This is a genomic window from Pseudomonas sp. K2I15, from assembly GCF_002204795.1.
Classification (GTDB): Bacteria; Pseudomonadota; Gammaproteobacteria; order Pseudomonadales; family Pseudomonadaceae; genus Aquipseudomonas.
Genome location: NZ_NIXO01000016.1, coordinates 52083 through 72924, shown reverse-complemented (window position 1 = coordinate 72924; position 20842 = coordinate 52083). Strand labels below are relative to the sequence as shown.

Sequence of the window (20842 nt, the reverse complement as noted above, 5' to 3'; positions counted from 1 at the left end):
ACAGCTTTCCCTGGTGAGGAAGCTGACGACATGTCGCGTAATGATCATCCTTTTATCCGCCTGGCCCTGTGTAGCCAACTGCTGTGGCCCGTCGTGGCGTCGGCCGATGCTGCCTATGATTCGCTGATCAACCAGGCCCGCAGCGGCAACTATGGTCCGGCCCTCAACCTGTTGCGCCGATTGCCCGCCGAGCGCCAGACGCCAGGGCAGGTCAGCGATCACCTGCTGATTGCCAGTTGGGCGCGCCAGGACACCGAGGTGCTGACGGTCTACGAGGCCCAGGGCCGCAATCGCACCCTCACCCCCCAAGCGCTGGCCACTGTCGCCCGTACCTATCGCAACCAGCAGCGTTGGGAACCGGCGATTGCCGTGTATCGCCAGGCGCTGCAACGCGAGCCGAATAACCCGGACCTGCAACTGGGCCTGGCCCTGACCCAAGCGGACTCCGGCCAAACTGCAGAAGCCGTGCAACGCACTCGCGCGCTGGTGGCCGCCAAACCCGACGATGCCGACCGCCGCATGGCCTTGGGTTACGCACTGACCCGCGCCGGTTCAACCTATGACGCGCTGTTCGAGTTCGACCAGGCGTTCATCCGCGCCGGCAACAAACCTGAAGTCGCCCGCGAATACATCGTCGCCCTGCAACGCGCACGCCTGCCGGAACCCGCCCTGCGCCTGGCTGCCCGGCGCCCGGGCCTGTTGGACCCAGTCACCCAACGCCGCCTCGAAGGCGACCTGGCCGCCGAGCGTGTGCGCCTGGCTGAGTTCGCGACCCGCAGTGAAAAAGAGCGCTACGTTATTGCCGACCGCGCCCTCAAGGATTACGACCAACTGCTCGCCACCTGGACGCCGGATGCCAGCGCCCATGATGACGTGCTGCGCTGGCGCATCGACCGCCTGGGCGCGCTGAAATCACGGGCGCGCACCGCCGAGGTGGTCCGCGATTACGAAGTGCTGAAGGGCGAAGGCGTGCAACTGCCGACCTACGCGCTACGCTGGGTCGCCGCCGCCTACCTTGACCAGCGCCAGCCGGAAAAGGCTGCGCCGCTGTATCGCCAAGCCCTTGCGGCGAGCGATGCAGACGCAGGCGATCACGTCGAAGACAGCACCGCGCTGTTCTACGCCTTGCTCGAAAATGATCAAGTGGTGGAGGCCCGCGAAGTCGCCGACAACCTGGCGAACACCCAGCAACCCCGGGTCGAACTCAAGGGCCTGCCCATCGGCAACCCTAACGACGCCTGGATGGACGCCCAACAATTGGCGGCCCAGGCCGGCACCTATGGCGCCGACCTGCCCGCCAGCGAAAAAGGCCTGGAAGCCCTGGTGCAACAGGCGCCCGGCAATATCGGCCTGCGCCTGGCCCAGGCCGATATGTACCGCGCCCGCGACTGGCCGCGGCGCGCCGAAAACACCCTCAAGGAAACCGAAGCCCAGGCCCCGCGTGACATTGGCCTGGAAGTCTCCCAAGGCCACACCGCCCTGGATCTGCAGGAGTGGCGCCAGCTCGACGCACTCACCGACGACGTGGTCGACCGCGCCCCGGACAATCGCCAGGTACAGCGCCTCAGCCGCCTGCGGGATGTGCACGACATGGCCGAATTGCGCGTCGAGGCCTACACCGGCAAAAGCAACGGCGGCGGCGATAACGGCGCGGGCGCGGTGTCTGGCAGCCGCGACTTCGGCATCGAAACCTTGCTCTACAGCCCGCCCATCGATGAAGACTGGCGCGTGTTCGGCGGTGCCGGCTATGCCACCGCCGATTTCGAAGAAGGCACCGGCCAACACCGCTGGCAGCGCCTCGGTGTAGAGCGGCGCACCCGTGACATGACCCTGGAAGCCGAGGTGTCCAATCACTCCTACGGCTTTGGTTCAAAGCAGGGCGCACGCATCGCGATTGCCCGCGACATCAATGACCAATGGCAGTACGGAGGTAGCCTCGACTATCTCTCCGCCAGCACCCCGTTGCGGGCGCTGAACGCCGACATCACCGCCAACGGCGGCAGCGGTTTTATCCGCTGGCGCGCCAACGAAAGCCGCGAATGGAAACTGGCCCTGAGCCCGTCCCACTTCAGCGACGGCAACAACCGCCTCGAAGCGCTGCTCACCGGTCGCCAGGGCGTGTACAGCTCGCCGGGCGTGCAAGTTGACCTCGGCCTGGAAGTCGGCACCAGCCGCAACACCAAGCAAGACACGCCGTACTTCAACCCGCGCTCGGACTTCAGCGTGCTGCCCACGGCCACCGTCAACCATGTGTTGTACCACCGTTACGAGACCCAATGGAGCCAGCAGTTCCAGGTGGGGGCGGGCACCTACAGCCAGCGCGATTACGGCACCGGCGGCGTTGCGCTGGTGGGTTACGGCCAGCGTTTTCGCTGGAACGACGTGCTCGAAACCGGCGCCAACCTCAGCTGGATCAGCCGACCTTATGACGGTGAGCGCGAAAGCGAACTGCGCCTGATCGTCGACCTCACCTACCGCTTCTAGAAGAGTCTGATCATGCCTGTTTTGTCCCGTTGCCTGTTGGCCCTGGGGTTAATGCTGAGCAGCGCTTGCGCCCAGCAACCCGCGCCTTTCACTCCACCTGCCGAGCGGCTCAAACCGGCCAACGAAGCCGCGTGGCCGAAGAACCATTTTCTCGGTATTGCCTACCATGACATAGAGGACCGTGACCCCGACCAGGCGGTGGTGGCGGTGCGCACCGAACGTTTGATCGAGCAGTTGGCGTGGTTGCGGGAGAACGGCTATCAGCCGGTCACCGTCGACCAGATCCTGGCGGCTCGCAACGGCGGCCCGGTGCTGCCGGCCAAGGCGATCATGCTCAGCTTTGATGACGGCTACGCGAGCTTCTACACCCGTGTGATGCCGATCCTGCGCAGCTACAACTGGCACGCGCTGTTGGCGCCGGTGGGTTCGTGGGTGGATACGCCGCTGAGCCAACCGGTGGATTTCGCCGGTACACCACGGCCTCGTTCAGACTTCCTGACCTGGCAGCAGGTGCGCGAAATCGCCCAGTCGGGCCTGGTGGAAATCGCCGCGCATACCGACGCCAATCACAAGGGCGTGCTGGCCAACCCTCAGGGCAACCTGCAACCGGCGGCGACCACCCGACGCTTTGACCCCGCGACCAACCGCTACGAAACCGAAGCGCAGTTTCAGGCGCGGATGCGTACCGACGTGGCGGCTATCTCCAACAAGATCCGCGCTGTCACCGGCAAGGCGCCGCGTGTGTGGGTCTGGCCTTACGGCGCTGCCGACGGCACGTCGCTGGCGGTGGTGGGCGAGCAGGGCTACCAGATGGCCCTGACCCTGGAAGACGGCCTCGACAGCCTCGGCAACCTGATGAGCAGCCCGCGCTTCCTGGTGGCCTCCGACCCGGACGGCGAGCACTACGCCAACGCCATCGTCGCGACCCAGGCCGAGGCGCCGCTGCGGGTGCTGCATGTGGACCTCGACAACGTCTACGACCCGGATCCTGCGCAGCAGGCGCGCAACCTCGACAAGCTGATCCAGCGCGTGGTCGACATGGGCGCCAGCACCGTGTTCCTGCAAGCGTTCGCCGACCCCAAGGGCGATGGACTGGTGCATTCGCTGTACTTCCCCAACCGTCATCTGCCGGTGCGCGCCGATCTGTTCAACCGCGTCACCTGGCAACTGCGCACCCGGGCGCATGTGAATGTCTTTGCCTGGATGCCGGTGCTCAGTTTCGCCCTCGATTCCAACCTGCCCCGCGTCACCCGCTGGGACCCGCAAACCGGCAAGGTCGCCATTGACCCGGACCAGTACCAGCGCCTGTCGCCGTTTGACCCGAAGGTGCGGCAAATCATTGGCGAGATCTACGAAGACCTGGCCCGCACCAGCGCCATTGACGGCGTGCTCTTCCACGACGATGCAGTGTTGTCGGACTTTGAAGACGCCAGCCCGCTGGCGCTCAAGGCCTACGCCGCCAACGGCCTGCCGGACACCATCGAAGCCTTGCGTGCCGACCCGGCGGTGATGCAGCGCTGGACCCGTTTCAAGAGCCGCTACCTGGTCGACTTCACCCACGAGCTGACGGCCAAGGTCCGCAAATTGCGCGGCCCGCAAGTGCAGACCGCACGCAATATCTTCGCCGAGCCGATGCTCAACCCGGGCAGCGAAGCCTGGTTTGCGCAGAACCTCGACGACTTCCTCACCAGCTACGACTGGACCGCCCCCATGGCCATGCCGTTGATGGAAGGCCAGGACCTCAAGGGCTCCAACGCCTGGCTGGAAAAACTCGTGGCCACCGTCAAGGCGCGCCCCGGCGCACTGCAACGCACCGTCTTCGAGTTGCAAGCCAAGGACTGGCGCACCCAGGCCGCTCCGGACCTTTCCGGCGCACAAATGGCCGAGTGGATGGGCGTGCTCAAGCGTCAGGGCGTGACCAGTTTTGGCTACTACCCCGACAACTTCCTGGAGAATTCGCCGGATCTGAAAACCGTGCGTCCGGCCCTTTCCAACCAGTGGAATCCTTGACTCATGTTCGACAGAATCCTTGCGTTAATCGTCTTGTCGCTGGTGTTGGGCGTGCCCCTTGGCCTGATTTTTTTGGTCACCGGGCAGTTCCTGATGGACTTCGTATTCTTCTATCCGCTGTTCATGTCCGGGCTGTGGATTGCCGGCGGCTTGTACTTCTGGCTGCACTGGGAACGCCACTGGCCGTGGGCCGATGACACCCCGGCGCCTGCGCTTGCCGGCGAGCCGCTGATCTCGATCCTGATCCCTTGCTACAACGAAGGTGACAACGCCGCCGAGACCATCGGCGCCGCGCTGGCCCAGCAGTACCGCAACATCGAAGTGATCGCGATCAACGACGGCTCCAGCGATAACACCGCCGCCGTGCTCGATGCGTTGGCGTTGAAAGAGCCGCGCCTGCGGGTGTTGCACCTGGCGCAAAACCAGGGCAAGGCTGTGGCCCTGCGCATGGGCGCGGTGGCGGCGCGTAGTGAATATCTGGTGTGCATCGACGGCGATGCGTTGCTCTCGCCGAACACCGCTGCCTATCTGGTGGCGCCGATGCTCGACAACCCGCGCCTGGGTGCCGTAACCGGTAACCCGCGGATCCGCACGCGCTCCACCTTGATCGGCCGGGTGCAGGTGGGCGAGTTCTCTTCAATCATCGGTTTGATCAAGCGCACCCAGCGGGTATTCGGGCGGATCTTTACGGTCTCCGGCGTGGTGGTGGCGTTTCGGCGGGCGGCCCTGGACCGGGTCGACTACTGGAGCACCGACATGATCACCGAAGACATCGACGTGAGCTGGAAGCTGCAACTGGACCACTGGAGCATCTTCTACGAGCCTCGTGCGCTGTGCTGGATCCTGATGCCCGAAACCCTCGGCGGCCTGTGGAAGCAGCGCCTGCGCTGGGCCCAGGGCGGCGCCGAAGTGCTGTTCAAGAACATCCGGGGCATCTGGCAATGGCGCCATCGCTACCTGTGGCCGCTGCTGTTCGAGTACTGCCTGTCCACCGGCTGGGCCTTCACCTTTTTGCTCTCGGTGATCTTCTGGGCCGTGGGCAAAGTCGTGACACTGCCCGCCGCCATCGCCGTCGATTCGCTGATGCCGCCGGCCTTCACCGGCCTGCTGCTGGCGGTGGTGTGCCTGGTGCAGTTCGCGGTGAGCATCATGATCGACCGGCGCTATGAAAAGGGCCTGTGGAAAACCCTGTTCTGGACCGTCTGGTACCCGCTGGTGTTCTGGTTGGTAAGCCTGTTCACCACCCTGGTCAGCTTTCCCAAAGTGCTCTTTCGCCAACACCAAAAACGCGCGCGCTGGGTCAGCCCGGATCGCGGTATCAAAGCCCCCACTACGGATGTGCAGCCATGAACCTGATCCGAACCCAACAGCGCCCGGTGATGTGGGCGATCGACGTATTTCTGACCCTGCTGGCCTGGGCCGGGCTGATCATTTTGCTGGTGCGCGGGCTGGTGCCGATGCTCGACAGCCACGGTGGCCCCCGCGTTGAAGCGCCGATTTTTGCCGCGCTGAATACCTTGCAGATTTACCTGTGGATCGCCGTGTTCAACGCCGTGGTGCTGATCAGTTGGGCGCGCTACCAGCAGCGGCGTGGCAAGCGGTTTGCCCAGCGGCGTTCGGCGGCCAAGGCCTTGAGCGACCAGCGCCTGAGCGACAGCTTCAGCCTGGGGGAGGGTGACCTGGAGCAACTGCGCCGCCCTGGCGTGCTGGTGATTCATAACGACCAGGAAGGCGGGGTGCAGGAAGTGACTGCGCAGGTGTCGCGGCATGTGGAGCGGCCAGGGTTGAAGCGGCTGGCGGAGCCGGAACGGGTCAAAGAAGCTGCAGGCCGATAAATTCGAAGGCGGATATTGATGGTCTAACCCTATGTTCTATGTTCTGCGTATAAGTTGGGCGGCGCTACCGCCGCCCGGCTCTTACTCAGGACGGATCAGCATTGAGCCTGCGACTGAAGACATCCAGCAAATCACACCCATCGCGCAGCGGGATAGCCAGCAATTGGGCGAAGTCTTGAAGCACCACAGCATCGCTGCTGAGCTGTTCGCGGAAGGCCAGGTTTTCCAGCAGTTGGGTGACGGCGCGAATCCTGTACACAGCGGCGTCGTGGAGGACGTCGAGGGGGGCGCTGGTGTCGATGAGAAGAGCGGGGACTGTGCAGTCGTGGCCCGTGAGGGCATGTATCGATTCATTTTCAGTACTCTGTTGGTGGATTAAGCCACCCCTCATTCGTCGCCAAACGAATGGGTGGCAGCTGTACGCAGGTTGGCGAACCGGCAACAGAGTAAACCGGCAGACCCGAAGGTCTCCCGCGCACAGCCGCCATAACATGCACAGCTTTGCGGGCGCAAAAATACCTGCATAGAAGCGGGTAGCTTTTGCACTCTGTTGTCAGGCCGCCAAACCTGAATCGCCATGTGGGCGACGGCCGGACTAGAAGCCCCGCACCCAAACCCACGCAAGGCAGCAAAGTACTGGCCCAGTCACAATGCCTCATGTCTTCACCCCCATTGCTGACACCCTGGCGATGATTAAACGCATCCACCCACCACAAACATTAAAGGACTGATGTGAAAAACCTTCTCCTGATTCTCCTCTCCACCCTCATCCTCGGTGGCTGCGTCAGCCAGCCCCTCACGCCCGAGCATCGTGCATCGCGCCGACCCTGAGGCATTGCGTCGTGCGTTGACGGGTATCACGCAGATATCCGGGAGTTACCTGGTGAAGGAGCTCAAGTAACTCCGTGAGCAGATAAGGAAATATCAGGAGAGTGACAATGAACAATACATCTGAAATCCGACAGCTGATCAGCGAAATAACCACGGCTGTGGGCTATGAAGGGGACTTTGGCGACCGCATAAACGACGTCGACTTGATACTGAACAAGGTGGATGCCGCGAGTCGCATCGGTGTCCCCGAGGACTATCTGGAGTTCCTCGCTACCTTTGGGTTCGGCGAGCTTGACTGTGCGTTCTATGTGAGTGACGGCCCGGTGAGATATGCCGCTCAAGCTGATGGTGACGCGGGCATTTATGCCGGACTGTACGTCTTCGCGGGGGATTCCTGCGAGGGTTCATACGCTTTTGACACTCGGAACAATTGGGCGATCGTTGAGTTGGACGCCGAAATCGATGAGGTTGAAGTCGTGTCTGAAGACTTTTCGAGCTTCATTTTGAATCAGCTGGCTTATGTAAAAGATTTGATCGAAAGGAGGCAGCATGAAGCGCTATAACCTCACCGAAGGCCAGCTGAACGGCCCCGCCGAACCTGATTTTGTTGACAGCCTCAACACAACCTTGGGCGTTGAGCTTGCGCAGAACTACCTCGATTTCCTCAAGGCGCACGATGGCGGTGAAGGCTTTATCGGCGACCACTACATGGTCTTCTGGGAAGCGCAGGAACTGGCTGACTTCAATCGCGAATACGAGGTCGAAACCTATGCCCCGGGCATCTTTCTATTTGGCTCCGATGGCGGTGGGGAAGGCTATGGCTTTGACACCAATGAGGCGTTGATGCCCATTGTGCGCATCCCCTTGATCGGCATGGAGCGCCAGTACGCCGAGCCGGTCGCGCGGGATGTGCCGGATCTTTTTGTGCGGTTAGCGCGTGAGCCTGAGGAGTAGGCCCGGGTGTCATAACGCGCAGCACCTTGAACATTTTGTATATTCCAGTGTCTTTACCCCGCCCACCCGCAACCGGTCGGGCTGCATGGACTGCAGCGTTTTCAAATGACATTAAGGATTAATGTGAATCTCATACCCCAAACCTTCTCTGTCACCGCCGGCATCGGCGCACAGGCGCGTGCCCGCGTTTCAGAAAGGTACCTTCGGGGAGTGCATTTGGATCAATTGATCCCTCTTTCGGCAAACCTATTGTGGCCGTCGTATTGGCGGCTTTGAATGTAGTTTCGGATTTTTTAAACGCGTTTAGGGAAAAAACCAATGAAAAAGACCTCACTCCTGATCCTCGCCCTGGCTTTGGCCGGCTGCCACTCCACCGCCAGGAACTCCTCGCCAACCCTGCTCAAGGACGGCGTCCAGTTGCAGCAAAACACGGTCGAGGTGGACGCCGAACACGCCAAGGTCATCATGCGGGCGACCGGCTTCACCCACCCGGTGCAGTTCTCCGTACGCCGTAGTTCCGATGCGGACCAGCGTCCGGAAATCCTCGGGACCGTGGTTGATTCCGGTCGCGGCAAGGTGTTCGGCTGGATCGCCAAAATGAGCGAGGTCACCAACAGCGCGGTCGTCAAACGCTTCCCGCAGTTGGAAGTGCAGGCTGACCCGGGGCAGCCCCTTGAAGTGATCGGTGAGTCACGGGTCTACAACGCCAACTACGTCGGCCTCGTCAAAACATATGTGTATGAATGCGGCCCCATGAGTTCGACCTTCAAGCCTGAGAAGCAAAAGGTTTACCTGGTGGAATTCGTGATTATCGGAAAGGGCTGTGAGCAGCATGTGTATGACGTGACCACGCCCAACGAGCGTATCCCTGTGGCGACCGTAGCGGCGGCGACATAAGTTGCAGCCTGACGCGACTGTAAAGGTTGTTATCGGTAATCAAGTATTTACGCTGGCGGCGGATACAGCGGGTGAGCTGAAGATCACCCGCTGGCCGGTGCTGGCGTGGGTATTGGTCGTGTCGGCGGGTTGATGGTCCAAATTGATGGGTATCGGGTCGCCCCCCTATTTTGCAGATGGAAAAATGAAATCATGAGTCTTGTAGAACCGAGCATTTCAACACCCGCTTATGATCTGGCGAGCCCCGGAAAGCGGCTGGCCGGATACCTTGTGGACATGGTGTTTGTGTTTTTTCTTCTGTTTTTGAAAAGCGTTCTGATGCATCTGTCCGTTCGGTACAGCTCTGCGTTTAGCCTGAGTTTGTTTCAGGGCGTCGAGTACTTTCTGACCTTGCTTGCGCTCGCGTATTTCCTGTTTTGCGATGCGCTTCCCAATGGTCAAAGCCTGGGCAAGCGTCTGCTCAAAATGTCAGTGGTTGGCTTCCCTTACGGACCCTCCTGCACCGTTCTTCAATCAGCGTTGCGAAATGTGCCCAAGGGGCTCTTCAGCATCCTGGACGGCGTATTTGTGCTCTTTGGTTTTCGTCGGCGCCTTGGCGATATGTTGGCCAGGACCATCGTGATCAATTCGAAGTAATACGCGCCTGCGCAGGAGACGTACCGTGGTAATGACGTTGGTAATGATTGGACTGGGCCTGGCGATTTTGATGCAGCTGGCCATTTTTTGTGTGGCCGTTAAAAACTCGCTGGTGCATGCGCTGCTGTGCCTGTTTATCCCCTGCTATGTGTACGTTTATGCCAGAAAAGATCGCCAGGCCAGGCCGTTCCTTTGGGGCTGGTATGCGGGGATCGCCTTTCTGGCTGCCGGGGCTATTGCGTCAAATTAAAACAGGGCTCGAAAAGGCGTCGGCAACGCCGTAAGATGATATCAAAGTGACATCATTCAAGGAAGAATTCAGACATGCGCGTTTTTGCTTTACTCCTGGCATTCAGCTTTCTGGCGGGCTGCGCCTCCAAGCCTGCTTACTACATTTCCCCCGGCCCGGTTCAGATCCCCAGCACCGCTACCTATTGGCTAGACACCTTCGACGTTGAAGTGGTGGGCAAAAACGACCGCTTTCTGCCGGACGAAAAAGTCCGTGAGCAACTGGGCGTCGACCTGGTCAACCGTCTGCTCACTGCCAAGCGCTACGCTACCAGCAAGGAAAGCGCCGACTACCTGCTGGATGTGAAACTCGTCTACGTCCGCCATTTCCAGGACTCCAAGGGCGGGATCGCCAGCGTGCTTGTTGACGACAACACGGTTCTGACCAGTGTTGATTTCAACTACCTGGTCAAGGTCAAGAAGGCCGGTGCCGAGGTATTGCACTTCGCCAAGGACCGAGACGACCTCGTTCCCGCGGGCTTGTTCGGCCAATGGCAGCAATACAAGACGATCGGTGGGATCGTCAGCAACACCGGCAACACCAGCGTCGAGCCTTTTTACACGGGTGTGTTGAGCCGCTTTATTGTCGATGACTTGCGCGACATTCCATCTCGCTGAGTTTCTTTAACCCGAATCGCCAGCCCTTTGCGTCTGACCTTGTGAACGGATCATTCATTCACGAGGTTCAGCCCATGTCCCGTCCTCTTCTGCTTTTGCGCCCTGCCGCCCAAGGCTTTGCCTTGACCCTGCTGGTGGCGCTTGCCGGGTGTGGGCTTTCTTCATCCCGTGATGTGGCCAAGCCTGCCGAGGTTGCGCCTACTGCAGAGCTGCAAAGCGAACCCGCCCACGTCCAGGGTGCCATGGTCAAACGGATGGTCGCCCCTGTACCAATGGCTTCGCGGTTGGTCATGAACGATACGGTCGCCACGGAGTACCGGGAGCAATATCAGAACCTCCCTGACAACCCGATCCGCAGTGTTGCCGAAACCCCGGTCTCAACCTTCAGTGTCGACGTTGATACCGGCAGCTATGCCAACGTACGACGTTTCCTCAATCAAGGCAGCCTGCCGCCCGAAGGTGCTGTGCGACTTGAGGAGATGGTCAATTACTTCCCCTACGACTATGCCTTGCCCACCGATGGCTCGCCCTTTGGTGTGACCACCGAAGTGGCACCGTCACCCTGGAACCCCCACACCCGATTGCTGCGCATCGGCATCAAGGCCTCGGACCGCGCCGTGGCGGATCTGGCTCCGGCCAACCTGGTGTTCCTGGTGGACGTGTCCGGCTCGATGAACCGTCGCGAAGGCCTGCCGCTGGTCAAGAGCACCCTGAAATTGCTGGTAGACCAATTGCGCGACCAGGACCGGGTGTCGCTGGTGGTCTACGCCGGCGAATCGCGGGTGGTGCTCAAGCCCACGTCGGGCCGGGACAAAACGGCGATCCGCAACGCCATCGACCAGCTCACCGCCGGCGGCTCTACCGCAGGCGCCTCGGGCATCGAAATGGCCTACCAAATGGCCCGCGAAGGGTTTATCGACAAGGGCATCAACCGCATCCTGCTGGCCACCGACGGTGACTTCAATGTGGGGGTCAGTGACTTCGACAGCCTCAAGCAAATGGCCGTCGACCAGCGCAAAAGCGGCGTGTCCCTGACCACCCTGGGCTTTGGTGTGGATAACTACAACGAACACCTGATGGAACAACTGGCCGACGCCGGTGACGGCAACTACGCCTACATTGACAACCTGCGCGAAGCCCGCAAAGTGCTGGTGGACCAGCTCAGCTCGACCCTCGCGGTGGTGGCCCGGGATGTGAAACTGCAAGTGGAATTCAACCCGGCGCAGGTCAGCGAATACCGACTGCTGGGCTATGAAAACCGCGCCCTGAAGCGTGAGGATTTCAACAACGACAAGGTCGACGCCGCAGAGATAGGTGCAGGGCACACGGTGACAGCGTTGTATGAAATTGTCCCGAAAGGCGAGCAAGGTTGGCTGGAGCCACTGCGCTACGCATCGCCGGCCAAGGCCGAGGGTAAAACCGCTGAATTGGCCATGCTGCGGGTACGCTACAAGCCAGCGGAAGGCGGCAATAGCCGGCTGATCGAACACCCGATCAGCAGCGAGCAGAGCACCAAGCCCAGCGCCGACCTGCGCTTCTCTGCCGCCGTGGCCGCCTTCGCCCAGCAACTCAAGGGTGATGGCCGCTACACTGGCAGCATGCGTTTAAAGGACACGGCCGCACTGGCCCGCTCCGCGCGGGGCGACGACCCCTTCGGTTTGCGCGGTGAGTTTGTGCAACTGGTCGAATTGGCCCAGAGCCTCCAGGCCCCGGCCAAACACTGATCCACCTCAAAGGAGTGCGCCACCTGATGGATTCACCCAGCGACGAAGCGCTGCTGTCCCGCTACCGCAGCGGCGACGGTGCGGCGTTCGAGGCCCTGTATGCGCGGCATCGACAGGGCCTGTACCGTTTCCTCGTGTCCTTGAGCAACAAGGCCGAACTGGCCGAGGAAGTGTTCCAGGATACCTGGCTCAGCCTGATCCGCAGCACCAGCGAGCCACAGGGGCGGGCGAGTTTTCGCACCTGGTTGTTCCAGATTGCCCGCAACCGCCTGATCGACCACTGGCGCAAGCACGGCATCCACAACCCGCTGCACGACAGCTACGATGAGCAGCTTCACGGCCAGCCCGACGACAGCGCCGGGCCCGAGCAACTGCTGAGCCTGAGCCGCGACCAGGCCCGCCTGGACACCGCACTGCAAGGCTTGCCCGAAGATCAGCGCGAAGTGTTCCTGCTGCGCCTGCACGGCGACCTGGAAGTGCCACAAATCGCCGCGCTCACCGGCGCCCCACTGGAAACGGTAAAAAGCCGCTTGCGTTACGCCCAGCAGAAACTGCGCCGACTGCTGGCCGAGGAGGTACCCGCATGACTGATTCCCGACATACCCAGGATTCAAACGACGACCTGCTGATCGAGCATTTCCGTCAACACGCCAGCGGTGAGCCGCCTGCTTCCCTGGACGCCTTCATCCTGGCCACCGCCCACCGTGAAGCGCCGGTGCGCCAGCCCAGCCTGTGGCAGCGCTGGTTGCAGGCATGCCAACGGCCGCGCTGGCAGATGGCATTTGCCACCGTGGCGGGTGTGGCCCTGATGATTGGCTTGGTGGTGCGCTCGCCTGTGCCGCAGCCGGAGTTATCCACAGGCACTTACGCTGCCGCCCCGCAGGAACTGGCCCGTCCGGCCCCGGCAGCGGCGCCGATGGCAAGGTTTTCCATGGCGCCGCAGGCCGATAGCGTACCGCAGGTGCAGGCAGAAGTTGCGGGTTCGCTGGCGGATGAGCCGGTGGCGAAGATGAGCAAGCGCGCGGCTGTTGTGCTGCCGCCGTTGGAGCAAGGGTTACAGGAAATCCTGCGGTTGCGGCAGGCGGGAGAGGCGAAGGCGGCGGATGAGAAGCTGCTGGAGTTGCACAAGCGCTTTCCCAAGGAAGACTTGCCGGCGCGGTTGGAGGTGTTGCAGTCGCATCACTGAAACGTCCTGTTCAAAAACATCGAGTCTTGATTTGGGGCTTTTGACGGACGCTTTTTGCAACAACCTAGCCGTTCGGCTAGTGCGTCAATTTAGGAGTGGAAAATCCCCGGACTTGGCGCCATTGTTTTGAGTTCGTTAACTCTGCAATCGGTACGTGATGGATTACGCCACCCTTGAAAGCCTGCGAACGCATCATCCTGCATGGCGTCTATTGCGCTCGGACCACGGCCCGCTGGTTGCAAGTTTCTTGCACCGCGTGTTCGTTGCACCCAACGTGCGAATCATTGCTGCCGCTGACCTTGCAGAGGCGCTGGAAGACGAGTTGTTCGCCTTGCGCAGGCGGCTGGACGACGATGCTTTTCCGAGGCCGGCGTTGCACTACCTCAATGAGTGGGCCAGCCCGGAAAAGGGCTGGCTGCGCAAGTTCTACCGTCAGGACGACGATGAGCCGCAGTTCGACCTGACGCCGTCTACCGAGAAAGCTATTGCCTGGTTAGCCACCCTCGTCGAGCGGGGGTTCGTCGGTACCGAGTCCAGGTTGCTGACGTTATTCGAGTTGCTTAAGCAGATGAGCGAGGGCAGTGAGACGGATCCGGCCAAGCGTGTGGCCGAGTTGCGCAAGCGCCGGGATGAGCTGGACGCGGAAATCGCACAGATTCTGGGTGGCGATGTACCTCTGCTGGACGATACGGCCCTGAAAGATCGCTTCCAGCAATTTGCTCAGTTGTCGCGGGAGTTACTCGCCGACTTTCGAGAGGTTGAACATAACTTTCGCCTGCTGGATCGGCGTGTGCGTGAGCGAATCGCCTTATGGGAGGGCGCCAAGGGCGCGCTGCTGGAACAAATCATGGGTGAGCGCGATGCCATTTCCGACTCCGATCAGGGACGCAGTTTCAGGGCATTCTGGGGGTTCTTGATGTCGACCAGCCGTCAGGAAGAGCTGACACGGATGCTTGATCATGTGCTGGCCCTGGCCCCGGTGATGGAGTTGAAACCGGATATTCGCACTCGTCGTGTGCATTACGACTGGCTTGAGGCGGGTGAACATACCCAGCGCATGGTCGCGCAACTTTCCCAGCAATTGCGGCGTTTTCTGGATGATCGGGTATGGCTCGAAAACCGACGGATCATGGACATTCTGCGAGGGGTGGAGGCCAAGGCTCTGGGAGCTCGTGAGCACCCACCCGCGGGCAATTTCATGGACATGGCTGATGTTGCAGCCCGTATCGAGTTGCCCATGGAGCGGCCCCTGCACACGTTGACCCTGAAGTCCGACTTCGCCGGCATGAGCGTGCAAGTCGGCGACGATGATCTCGACGTGAGTGCCTTGTACAACGAGCGGATGGTTGACCTTGCCCGGCTCGCAGCTCATATCCACCAGGCACTGCAGGCCCGCTCGCAAATCACATTGTGCGAGTTGACCCGGTTGCAACCGTTGCAGCAGGGGTTGGCTGAGTTGGTGGCTTATCTTCACTTGGGCAGTGAAACATTTACCACCGTCGTCGATGACAGCCAAAACGAGCCGATTGTGTGGACGGCTACGTCCAGCGACGGCCATCCCGTGCAGAAGCAGGCACGGCTGGCGCGCGTTATTTTTGTGAGGCAAGGATGAACGAAGAACAACATGCGCCGGACATGGTTATGGACGTTACCGCAGCAGACTTGTCGACGCTGCTGATTTTGCTGCTTAAGGGGGTGATTTATCGCGAAGGTGATGAGCGCCTATGGGGGACGTTACTCAACTGGCAGACTCAGGTCCGCGGTTACGTGACAGTGCTGGGTCTGGAGTTGATGCTCGACGAGGCCGAGGGCTACGCTTTCCTGCGCAGTCGTGATGAGTCAGGCGAGGATGAACCGCAGGTTCGTATGCCACGGCTTATTGCTCGTCGGCCACTGTCATTTCCGGTCAGCCTGCTCTTGGCGTTGCTGCGCAAAAAACTGGCGGAGTTCGATGCCACGGGAGGCGAAACGCGGCTGGTGCTGACCCGTGATGAAATCGTCGAATTGATTCGCGTGTTTTTGCCCGACAGCAGTAACGAAGCCCGACTGGTTGATCAGATTGATACACACCTCACCAAGATTGTTGAACTGGGCTTTTTACGCCGTCTCAAGAGCGCCGCCGGCCCTGTGAGTTATGAAGTGCGGCGCATCCTCAAGGCGTTTGTGGATGCGCAATGGTTGTCTGACTTCGATAAACGGCTTGGGGAATACCAGATGCGTCTTTCGGGAGAAAGCGAGTCAGGTCCTGATGGCGGGAAGGAGATTGAACAATGAGTGAGTCGTTGCTTGCGGAATTGGATTTCATCGGCGATGACAGCCTGTCAGGTTTTCGCCTCAAGCGCCTTGAGGTATTCAACTGGGGGACCTTCGATCAGCGGGTCTGGACGCTGTTGCCCGATGGGAAAAATAGCCTGCTGACGGGGGATATTGGGTCCGGCAAATCGACCTTGGTGGATGCAATTACCACGTTGCTGGTGCCCACCCAGCGGATTGCCTATAACAAAGCCGCCGGAGCTGAAAATAAGGAGCGAAGCCTGCGCTCCTATGTGTTGGGGCATTTCAAGTCCGAACGCAGCGAGGTCACCGGAGCTGCCAAGCCGGTCGCGCTGCGCGATCACAATAGCTATTCGGTAATTCTGGGGGTCTTTCACAACGCAGGCTATGACCAGACAGTGACCTTGGCCCAGGTATTCTGGATGAAGGACGGGCAGGGGCAGCCAGAGCGTTTTTATGTGGGCGCCGAGCGTGAGCTTTGTATTACCACGGACTTTGCTGACTTCGGCACCGACATTGCGCAACTGCGAAAGCGACTGCGTAACGACGGTGCGGATATCCAGGATAGTTTTTCCAAGTACGGTGCCTGGTTTCGGCGGCGCCTGGGGATTGATAACGAACAGGCGCTGGAGCTGTTTCATCAAACGGTTTCGATGAAGTCTGTGGGTAACCTGACCGAATTTGTTCGTAGCCATATGCTTGAACCGTTCGATGCCGCTACTCGTATCGCGGCGTTGATTGCACATTTCGATGATTTGAACCGAGCTCATGAGGCGGTGCTCAAGGCCAAGCAACAGCGCCTGCTGCTGGAGCCGCTAGTGGCTGACTGCGACAAGCACCAAGGCCTGCGTGGTGAACAGGACGGGTTGCGCGATTGCCGTGAAGCACTTAAACCATGGTTCTCGGAGCTTAAAATCGGGTTGCTGGACCGACGTTTGCAGCTACTGGCCAATGATCAACAGCGCTTGTCTTCTCAAAAGGAGCATCAGGTCGAGCAACGTGATCGCCAGAGGCTGGACGTAGACTCCCTCAGGCGGGCGGTGGCCGAGCAGGGCGGTGATCGTCTGGAGCAATTGGCGAACGAAATTCGCAAACAGAACATTGAGCGGGAGCGTCGTCAGCACCGGGCGCAACGTCATGTACAGCTTCTTGCGGCTATTGGCGAGTCGCCCGTTGATGATGAAGCGGGATTTATCCGGCTAGGACAACTATTGCATGCCCGCCGCGACCAGTCCGGTACCCAGGAAGCAGACTTGCAAAACCAGGTTACTGAATGGGGCGTTTCGTTGCGTGTGGGGCGGCGTGAGCATGATGCACTTTCTGGGGAAATCTCCAGCCTTAGGGCACGCCGCAGCAATATTCCAGATGCGCAGATCAAGTTGCGGGCTGCGCTGTGCCTGGCGACAGGGCTGGGTGAAGAATTCATGCCGTTTGTCGGTGAGCTGCTTCAAGTACGTGAGGAACATCGCCCTTGGGAAGGCGCTATTGAACGGGTGCTGCACAACTTCGGCCTGGCGCTGCTTGTGCCGGACGAAAACTACGCTCAGGTTGCTGCCTGGGTTGATCGAACTCACCTGGCGGGGCGCCTGGTGTATTTTCGGGTGCGTTCGGCCCGTCAAGTTGAGACCCCGGATTTGCACCCGCAATCGCTGGTGGCAAAACTCAGCGTCAAACCCGATTCAACGTTATATCCTTGGTTGGTTCGCGAGCTGGCTTATCGTTTTAACTACGCCTGCTGCGAGACGCCGGAACAGTTTCGTCGAGAGGTACGTGCCTTGTCCCTGTCGGGCCAGGTCAAAGGCGCTGGCGAGCGCCATGAGAAGGATGACCGGCATCGCCTGGACGACCGCGGCCGTTATGTTCTGGGCTGGAGCAACGCTGAAAAAATCGCTGCGCTTGAGGCGGTAAAAGACTGTCTTGAAGTGCAACTGGCTGATATTGGATCAAGCATTGCGAGTGCCGAAAAGCAGCGTACTTATTTGCGCCAGCAACTGGAGTCGCTGGCCGCGCTCAATGAATTTACCGAATACCGAGAGATCGATTGGGCCGAATGCGCGACCCTCGTGGCACGATTACAGGATGAAAAAGCACAACTGGAGGCCGCCAGTGACACCTTGCTGCAACTGGCGAAGCAACTTCAAACGGTGCAAGACGCCCTCAAAGTGACAGAGGATGAGCTGTCTAGGCTGGACACGGAGTTGGGTAATGTTGCGGCGAAACATGAAGCCGCAACTATGCTGCGCACAGAAGCCAGCAGCTTGTTAATAGATATTGACGAGTTGGTCCGGGGTCAATTGGAGACACTGCGCACCCAAATTCTGGGCGAGCGGCTGCTTACTGTTGAGTCCTGCGATAACGCCGAGCGAGAAGTGCGCGAAGGCCTGCAAGGAAAAATGGACGCAGAGGCCAAGGTGTTGGAACGGCTGCGGGACAAGATCATTCGGGCGATGGTGGCATTCAAGGACGCCTACAAGCTGGAGACCAGCGAATTCGATGCCGATCTCAATGCCGTCGATGAGTACCGCAACCTGTTGGACCAACTAAATCGTGACGATCTGCCGCGTTTTGAACAACGCTTCAAGGAGTTGCTCAACGTCAACACGATCAATGAGATCGCGAACTTCAACGGGCAATTGGCTCGGGAGCGCGAAACCATCAAGGAGCGGATTGGCCGTATCAATGAATCCCTGGGGCAGATCGACTACAACCCAGGTCGCTACATCGTGCTGGAGTCCCAGCTGAGCCCGGATGCGGATATTCGAGATTTCCAGATGCAATTGCGTGCCTGTACCGAGGGCGCATTGACGGGATCCGAGGATGCCCAGTATTCGGAAAACAAGTTTCTGCAGGTCAAAACCATCGTTGACCGTTTTCGTGGGCGGGAAGGATTGTCCGAGCAAGACCGGCGATGGACCAGCAAAGTCACCGATGTGCGCAACTGGTTCCTGTTTGCCGCCAGCGAGCGCTGGCGCGAGGACGATCGCGAGCACGAGCATTACTCGGATTCCGGTGGCAAGTCCGGCGGGCAAAAAGAAAAACTGGCCTACACCATTTTGGCGGCGAGCTTGGCCTATCAGTTTGGTTTGGAGTGGGGCGCGGTGCGTTCGCGATCGTTTCGGTTCGTGTTGATCGATGAAGCGTTTGGACGCGGCTCCGATGATTCAGCGGAGTATGGTTTGCGGCTGTTCGAGCAGCTCAACCTGCAGCTGCTGATCGTCACCCCTTTGCAGAAAATCCACATCATCGAACCTTTTGTTTCCAGTGTGGGCTTTGTGCAGAACGACGGTGGCAAGGCGTCCCGGTTGCGCAATCTTTCCATTGAGGAATATCAGTTGAACCGACCTGATTTATCGTCATGAAATGGACCTCGCAGGCGGATCTCACACAACAATTATTGCGGCTCTGGCAACGAGGCGATCTGCTGCGCCCTCTGGTGACCGAGGAGGCCTGGGAGCCACGGCGCTTGATATTGAAAGGGCCGGATACTGTGCAACTGAGTGAGAACTTCGATAGGGTCAGGACCTGGGTGGCGCAGCTCAGTGCTGTCGACGGCATTCGGATCCAATGGCGGGAGGTCAATCATAGGGTTGTCGGGCCGCAACGCTTGCCCACGTCCATCTGGGTGGATTCGCTGGAAGAGGCTATTGCGTTGATTGGCAAAGAGGGAGAGGCGCAGCACTTCAAGGTTCTGCTTGAACTGACCCGACAGCGTCAACCCTTGCTTGTCGACTGGCTGAGGGGCCAGCCATTGCAGGCCATCGCACTGGAGCGGGATTGGGCAGGGCTTCTGGATGTGGTGACTTGGATGGCGGAACATCCGCGGCCAGGTATCTACCTTCGACAGGTGGACATACCTGGCATTCGCAGCAAATTCATCGAAGGGCACAAGGCAGTACTAAGTGAGCTGTTCGACCAAGTGCTGCCCGAGCAGGCTATCGCCCGGCAGTACAAAGGCGTCACACAGTTCTCTGTCCGTTATGGTTTTCTTGATAAGCCCACCGGGATCCGCTTTCGCGTGCTGGATGAGCGCTTGGCCGTGATGCCTGGCCCCACCTTGCCTGATGTCACTCTTGATTCGGCCAGTTTTGCTCAGTTGAATATTGCCGTCAGGCGGATCTTTGTGACCGAGAACGAAACCAACTTTCTAGCCTTCCCACGCGTGCCGGGCTCCATTGTGGTGTTCGGTAAGGGCTATGGCTGGGAAGCTCTAGGGCAAGCGAGTTGGCTATCGAGTTGTATGATTTACTACTGGGGCGATATTGATACACATGGGTTTGCGATTCTTGACCAGTTGCGCCGCCGGTTTGGGCATGTCGAGTCATTGTTGATGGATCGCAGCACCCTTGATGCCCACGCACAATTCTGGGGGCAGGAGGATCGTCAGGTCGTCCATGACTTGCCTTACCTCACGTCTGAGGAGCGCTCGGTGTTTAATGAGCTGCGGGACAATCGGCTGGGGGGCGGGGTGAGGTTGGAGCAGGAACATGTGGGGTATCGGTGTTTGATGGCAGCGTTGAGGCAACTCTCCGGAATTCCCGGAGAGTTCGAACCGAACAACTGAACTCAGTTCGGTTTACCAACGTTACGTGTGCACTGGTATCAGGGTGCCTGGAAGTATTCAACCAGCTCGCGAGCGCTTGGGCATGCTGGGTGTTCGGCTGCACGCGCCACACTGAATCCAAAATGCTTGATCATTTTTTTAGCAAAGGCTGGCTTGTTACCAGGCCCCGAGGTGCCCAATTCTCTGGCGATTTCTTTGAGACGATCATAAGGCTTGTCGGTCGTCATTTCTGGTTGGGGTTCGTTGTACCCTTGCTTCAGCCATTGACTCATTGCTTGAGTGTCTGCAAGGACCCATGCTTCAAGAGCCTTCACGGCTACAAAGACAGTTTCCAGTTTTCGGTTCTGTATACGGTTACGGACGACATCAACTGAGTCATCGTCCTCCAAGTCGGTAAGCACATAGATTTTTTCTACGCCCCGTGTTTCAAGGACCTGAGTGAACGCCTCGATATTTTGGGGTAGAAGGTTACCTCCGCCTTTTGCGTCGATTACCGGTGTGACGAGTTCGTACCCCGCATCACCCAATAATTTTTAAACTTCGA

At 59.5% G+C, this 20842-nt stretch carries 19 protein-coding genes; 17 read left to right on the top strand and 2 right to left on the bottom strand.

Features of this window, described 5'->3' with window-relative positions; translation table 11 throughout:
- Positions 1–30 precede the first annotated feature (30 nt).
- The 4 genes from pgaA to pgaD are packed head-to-tail and all read left to right on the top strand — an operon-like array spanning position 31 to position 6329.
- Positions 31–2484: a poly-beta-1,6 N-acetyl-D-glucosamine export porin PgaA gene (gene pgaA / locus CEC48_RS12400; RefSeq protein WP_088424009.1), complete on the top strand. Its 2454-nt coding sequence runs from the start codon at positions 31–33 to the stop codon at positions 2482–2484.
- A gap of 12 nt (positions 2485–2496) precedes the next feature.
- Positions 2497–4494 carry a poly-beta-1,6-N-acetyl-D-glucosamine N-deacetylase PgaB gene (gene pgaB / locus CEC48_RS12395; protein ID WP_088424008.1) on the top strand — a complete coding sequence of 666 codons (1998 nt, stop codon included), beginning with the start codon at positions 2497–2499 and terminating at the stop codon, positions 4492–4494.
- A gap of 3 nt (positions 4495–4497) precedes the next feature.
- Complete coding sequence (pgaC, locus tag CEC48_RS12390; protein ID WP_088424007.1) at positions 4498–5844, top strand: poly-beta-1,6-N-acetyl-D-glucosamine synthase; 1347 nt, start codon at positions 4498–4500, stop codon at positions 5842–5844.
- Positions 5841–6329 (top strand): poly-beta-1,6-N-acetyl-D-glucosamine biosynthesis protein PgaD, encoded by a 489-nt coding sequence (gene pgaD / locus CEC48_RS12385; RefSeq protein ID WP_088424006.1) that lies wholly within the window; start codon positions 5841–5843, stop codon positions 6327–6329. The genes pgaC and pgaD overlap by 4 nt, the downstream gene beginning before the upstream one ends.
- 85 nt (positions 6330–6414) lie before the next feature.
- Here pgaD and CEC48_RS12380 read toward each other — a convergent pair whose 3' ends face one another.
- The gene (locus CEC48_RS12380) at positions 6415–6720 is read right to left on the bottom strand and encodes a hypothetical protein (protein WP_088424005.1); all 306 of its coding nucleotides are present in this window, start codon (positions 6718–6720) and stop codon (positions 6415–6417) included.
- 547 nt (positions 6721–7267) lie between these two features.
- On the opposite strand from CEC48_RS12380, the gene CEC48_RS12375 reads away from it, so the two are divergent.
- From CEC48_RS12375 to CEC48_RS12315, 13 genes are all read left to right on the top strand, one after another.
- On the top strand, positions 7268–7723 hold the full coding sequence (locus CEC48_RS12375) for an SMI1/KNR4 family protein (RefSeq protein WP_088424004.1): 456 nt from the start codon (positions 7268–7270) through the stop codon (positions 7721–7723).
- Positions 7710–8114 (top strand): SMI1/KNR4 family protein, encoded by a 405-nt coding sequence (locus CEC48_RS12370; protein ID WP_088424003.1) that lies wholly within the window; start codon positions 7710–7712, stop codon positions 8112–8114. Before CEC48_RS12375 ends, CEC48_RS12370 begins: the two co-directional genes overlap by 14 nt.
- Before the next feature lie 318 nt (positions 8115–8432).
- Positions 8433–9011 carry a hypothetical protein gene (locus CEC48_RS12365; RefSeq protein WP_088424002.1) on the top strand — a complete coding sequence of 193 codons (579 nt, stop codon included), beginning with the start codon at positions 8433–8435 and terminating at the stop codon, positions 9009–9011.
- A gap of 192 nt (positions 9012–9203) precedes the next feature.
- Positions 9204–9647 (top strand): RDD family protein, encoded by a 444-nt coding sequence (locus CEC48_RS12360; protein ID WP_088424001.1) that lies wholly within the window; start codon positions 9204–9206, stop codon positions 9645–9647.
- 31 nt (positions 9648–9678) lie between these two features.
- On the top strand, positions 9679–9897 hold the full coding sequence (locus tag CEC48_RS12355; RefSeq protein WP_256579711.1) for a hypothetical protein: 219 nt from the start codon (positions 9679–9681) through the stop codon (positions 9895–9897).
- Between the two features lie 74 nt (positions 9898–9971).
- Positions 9972–10553 carry a hypothetical protein gene (locus CEC48_RS12350; protein ID WP_088423999.1) on the top strand — a complete coding sequence of 194 codons (582 nt, stop codon included), beginning with the start codon at positions 9972–9974 and terminating at the stop codon, positions 10551–10553.
- A 74-nt stretch (positions 10554–10627) separates the two neighbouring features.
- The gene (locus CEC48_RS12345; RefSeq protein WP_088423998.1) at positions 10628–12277 is read left to right on the top strand and encodes a VWA domain-containing protein; all 1650 of its coding nucleotides are present in this window, start codon (positions 10628–10630) and stop codon (positions 12275–12277) included.
- 26 nt (positions 12278–12303) lie between these two features.
- Positions 12304–12864: an RNA polymerase sigma factor gene (locus tag CEC48_RS12340; RefSeq protein ID WP_088423997.1), complete on the top strand. Its 561-nt coding sequence runs from the start codon at positions 12304–12306 to the stop codon at positions 12862–12864.
- The gene (locus CEC48_RS12335; protein WP_088423996.1) at positions 12861–13463 is read left to right on the top strand and encodes a hypothetical protein; all 603 of its coding nucleotides are present in this window, start codon (positions 12861–12863) and stop codon (positions 13461–13463) included. Before CEC48_RS12340 ends, CEC48_RS12335 begins: the two co-directional genes overlap by 4 nt.
- Positions 13464–13620: 157 nt before the next feature.
- Entirely contained in the window at positions 13621–15075 is a 1455-nt protein-coding gene (locus CEC48_RS12330; protein WP_088423995.1) for a DUF3375 domain-containing protein, read from the top strand.
- The gene (locus tag CEC48_RS12325; RefSeq protein WP_088423994.1) at positions 15072–15737 is read left to right on the top strand and encodes a DUF4194 domain-containing protein; all 666 of its coding nucleotides are present in this window, start codon (positions 15072–15074) and stop codon (positions 15735–15737) included. The genes CEC48_RS12330 and CEC48_RS12325 overlap by 4 nt, the downstream gene beginning before the upstream one ends.
- Positions 15734–19096 (top strand): ATP-binding protein, encoded by a 3363-nt coding sequence (locus tag CEC48_RS12320; protein WP_088423993.1) that lies wholly within the window; start codon positions 15734–15736, stop codon positions 19094–19096. Before CEC48_RS12325 ends, CEC48_RS12320 begins: the two co-directional genes overlap by 4 nt.
- Positions 19093–20298 carry a DUF3322 domain-containing protein gene (locus tag CEC48_RS12315; protein ID WP_088423992.1) on the top strand — a complete coding sequence of 402 codons (1206 nt, stop codon included), beginning with the start codon at positions 19093–19095 and terminating at the stop codon, positions 20296–20298. The genes CEC48_RS12320 and CEC48_RS12315 overlap by 4 nt, the downstream gene beginning before the upstream one ends.
- 38 nt (positions 20299–20336) lie before the next feature.
- Here the strand turns inward: CEC48_RS12315 and CEC48_RS12310 are convergent, their stop codons facing one another.
- On the bottom strand, positions 20337–20825 hold the full coding sequence (locus tag CEC48_RS12310; RefSeq protein ID WP_256579709.1) for a DUF4276 family protein: 489 nt from the start codon (positions 20823–20825) through the stop codon (positions 20337–20339).
- Positions 20826–20842: the final 17 nt, after the last annotated feature.

Bases quoted from the DNA above. Each gene is read 5' to 3' on its own strand.
- pgaA (WP_088424009.1), top strand. From the start codon at position 31: ATGTCGCGTAATGATCATCCTTTTATCCGCCTGGCCCTGTGTAGCCAA.
- pgaB (WP_088424008.1), top strand. From the start codon at position 2,497: ATGCCTGTTTTGTCCCGTTGCCTGTTGGCCCTGGGGTTAATGCTGAGC.
- pgaC (WP_088424007.1), top strand. From the start codon at position 4,498: ATGTTCGACAGAATCCTTGCGTTAATCGTCTTGTCGCTGGTGTTGGGC.
- pgaD (WP_088424006.1), top strand. From the start codon at position 5,841: ATGAACCTGATCCGAACCCAACAGCGCCCGGTGATGTGGGCGATCGAC.
- CEC48_RS12380 (WP_088424005.1), bottom strand. From the start codon at position 6,720: ATGAGGGGTGGCTTAATCCACCAACAGAGTACTGAAAATGAATCGATA.
- CEC48_RS12375 (WP_088424004.1), top strand. From the start codon at position 7,268: ATGAACAATACATCTGAAATCCGACAGCTGATCAGCGAAATAACCACG.
- CEC48_RS12370 (WP_088424003.1), top strand. From the start codon at position 7,710: ATGAAGCGCTATAACCTCACCGAAGGCCAGCTGAACGGCCCCGCCGAA.
- CEC48_RS12365 (WP_088424002.1), top strand. From the start codon at position 8,433: ATGAAAAAGACCTCACTCCTGATCCTCGCCCTGGCTTTGGCCGGCTGC.
- CEC48_RS12360 (WP_088424001.1), top strand. From the start codon at position 9,204: ATGAGTCTTGTAGAACCGAGCATTTCAACACCCGCTTATGATCTGGCG.
- CEC48_RS12355 (WP_256579711.1), top strand. From the start codon at position 9,679: ATGACGTTGGTAATGATTGGACTGGGCCTGGCGATTTTGATGCAGCTG.
- CEC48_RS12350 (WP_088423999.1), top strand. From the start codon at position 9,972: ATGCGCGTTTTTGCTTTACTCCTGGCATTCAGCTTTCTGGCGGGCTGC.
- CEC48_RS12345 (WP_088423998.1), top strand. From the start codon at position 10,628: ATGTCCCGTCCTCTTCTGCTTTTGCGCCCTGCCGCCCAAGGCTTTGCC.
- CEC48_RS12340 (WP_088423997.1), top strand. From the start codon at position 12,304: ATGGATTCACCCAGCGACGAAGCGCTGCTGTCCCGCTACCGCAGCGGC.
- CEC48_RS12335 (WP_088423996.1), top strand. From the start codon at position 12,861: ATGACTGATTCCCGACATACCCAGGATTCAAACGACGACCTGCTGATC.
- CEC48_RS12330 (WP_088423995.1), top strand. From the start codon at position 13,621: ATGGATTACGCCACCCTTGAAAGCCTGCGAACGCATCATCCTGCATGG.
- CEC48_RS12325 (WP_088423994.1), top strand. From the start codon at position 15,072: ATGAACGAAGAACAACATGCGCCGGACATGGTTATGGACGTTACCGCA.
- CEC48_RS12320 (WP_088423993.1), top strand. From the start codon at position 15,734: ATGAGTGAGTCGTTGCTTGCGGAATTGGATTTCATCGGCGATGACAGC.
- CEC48_RS12315 (WP_088423992.1), top strand. From the start codon at position 19,093: ATGAAATGGACCTCGCAGGCGGATCTCACACAACAATTATTGCGGCTC.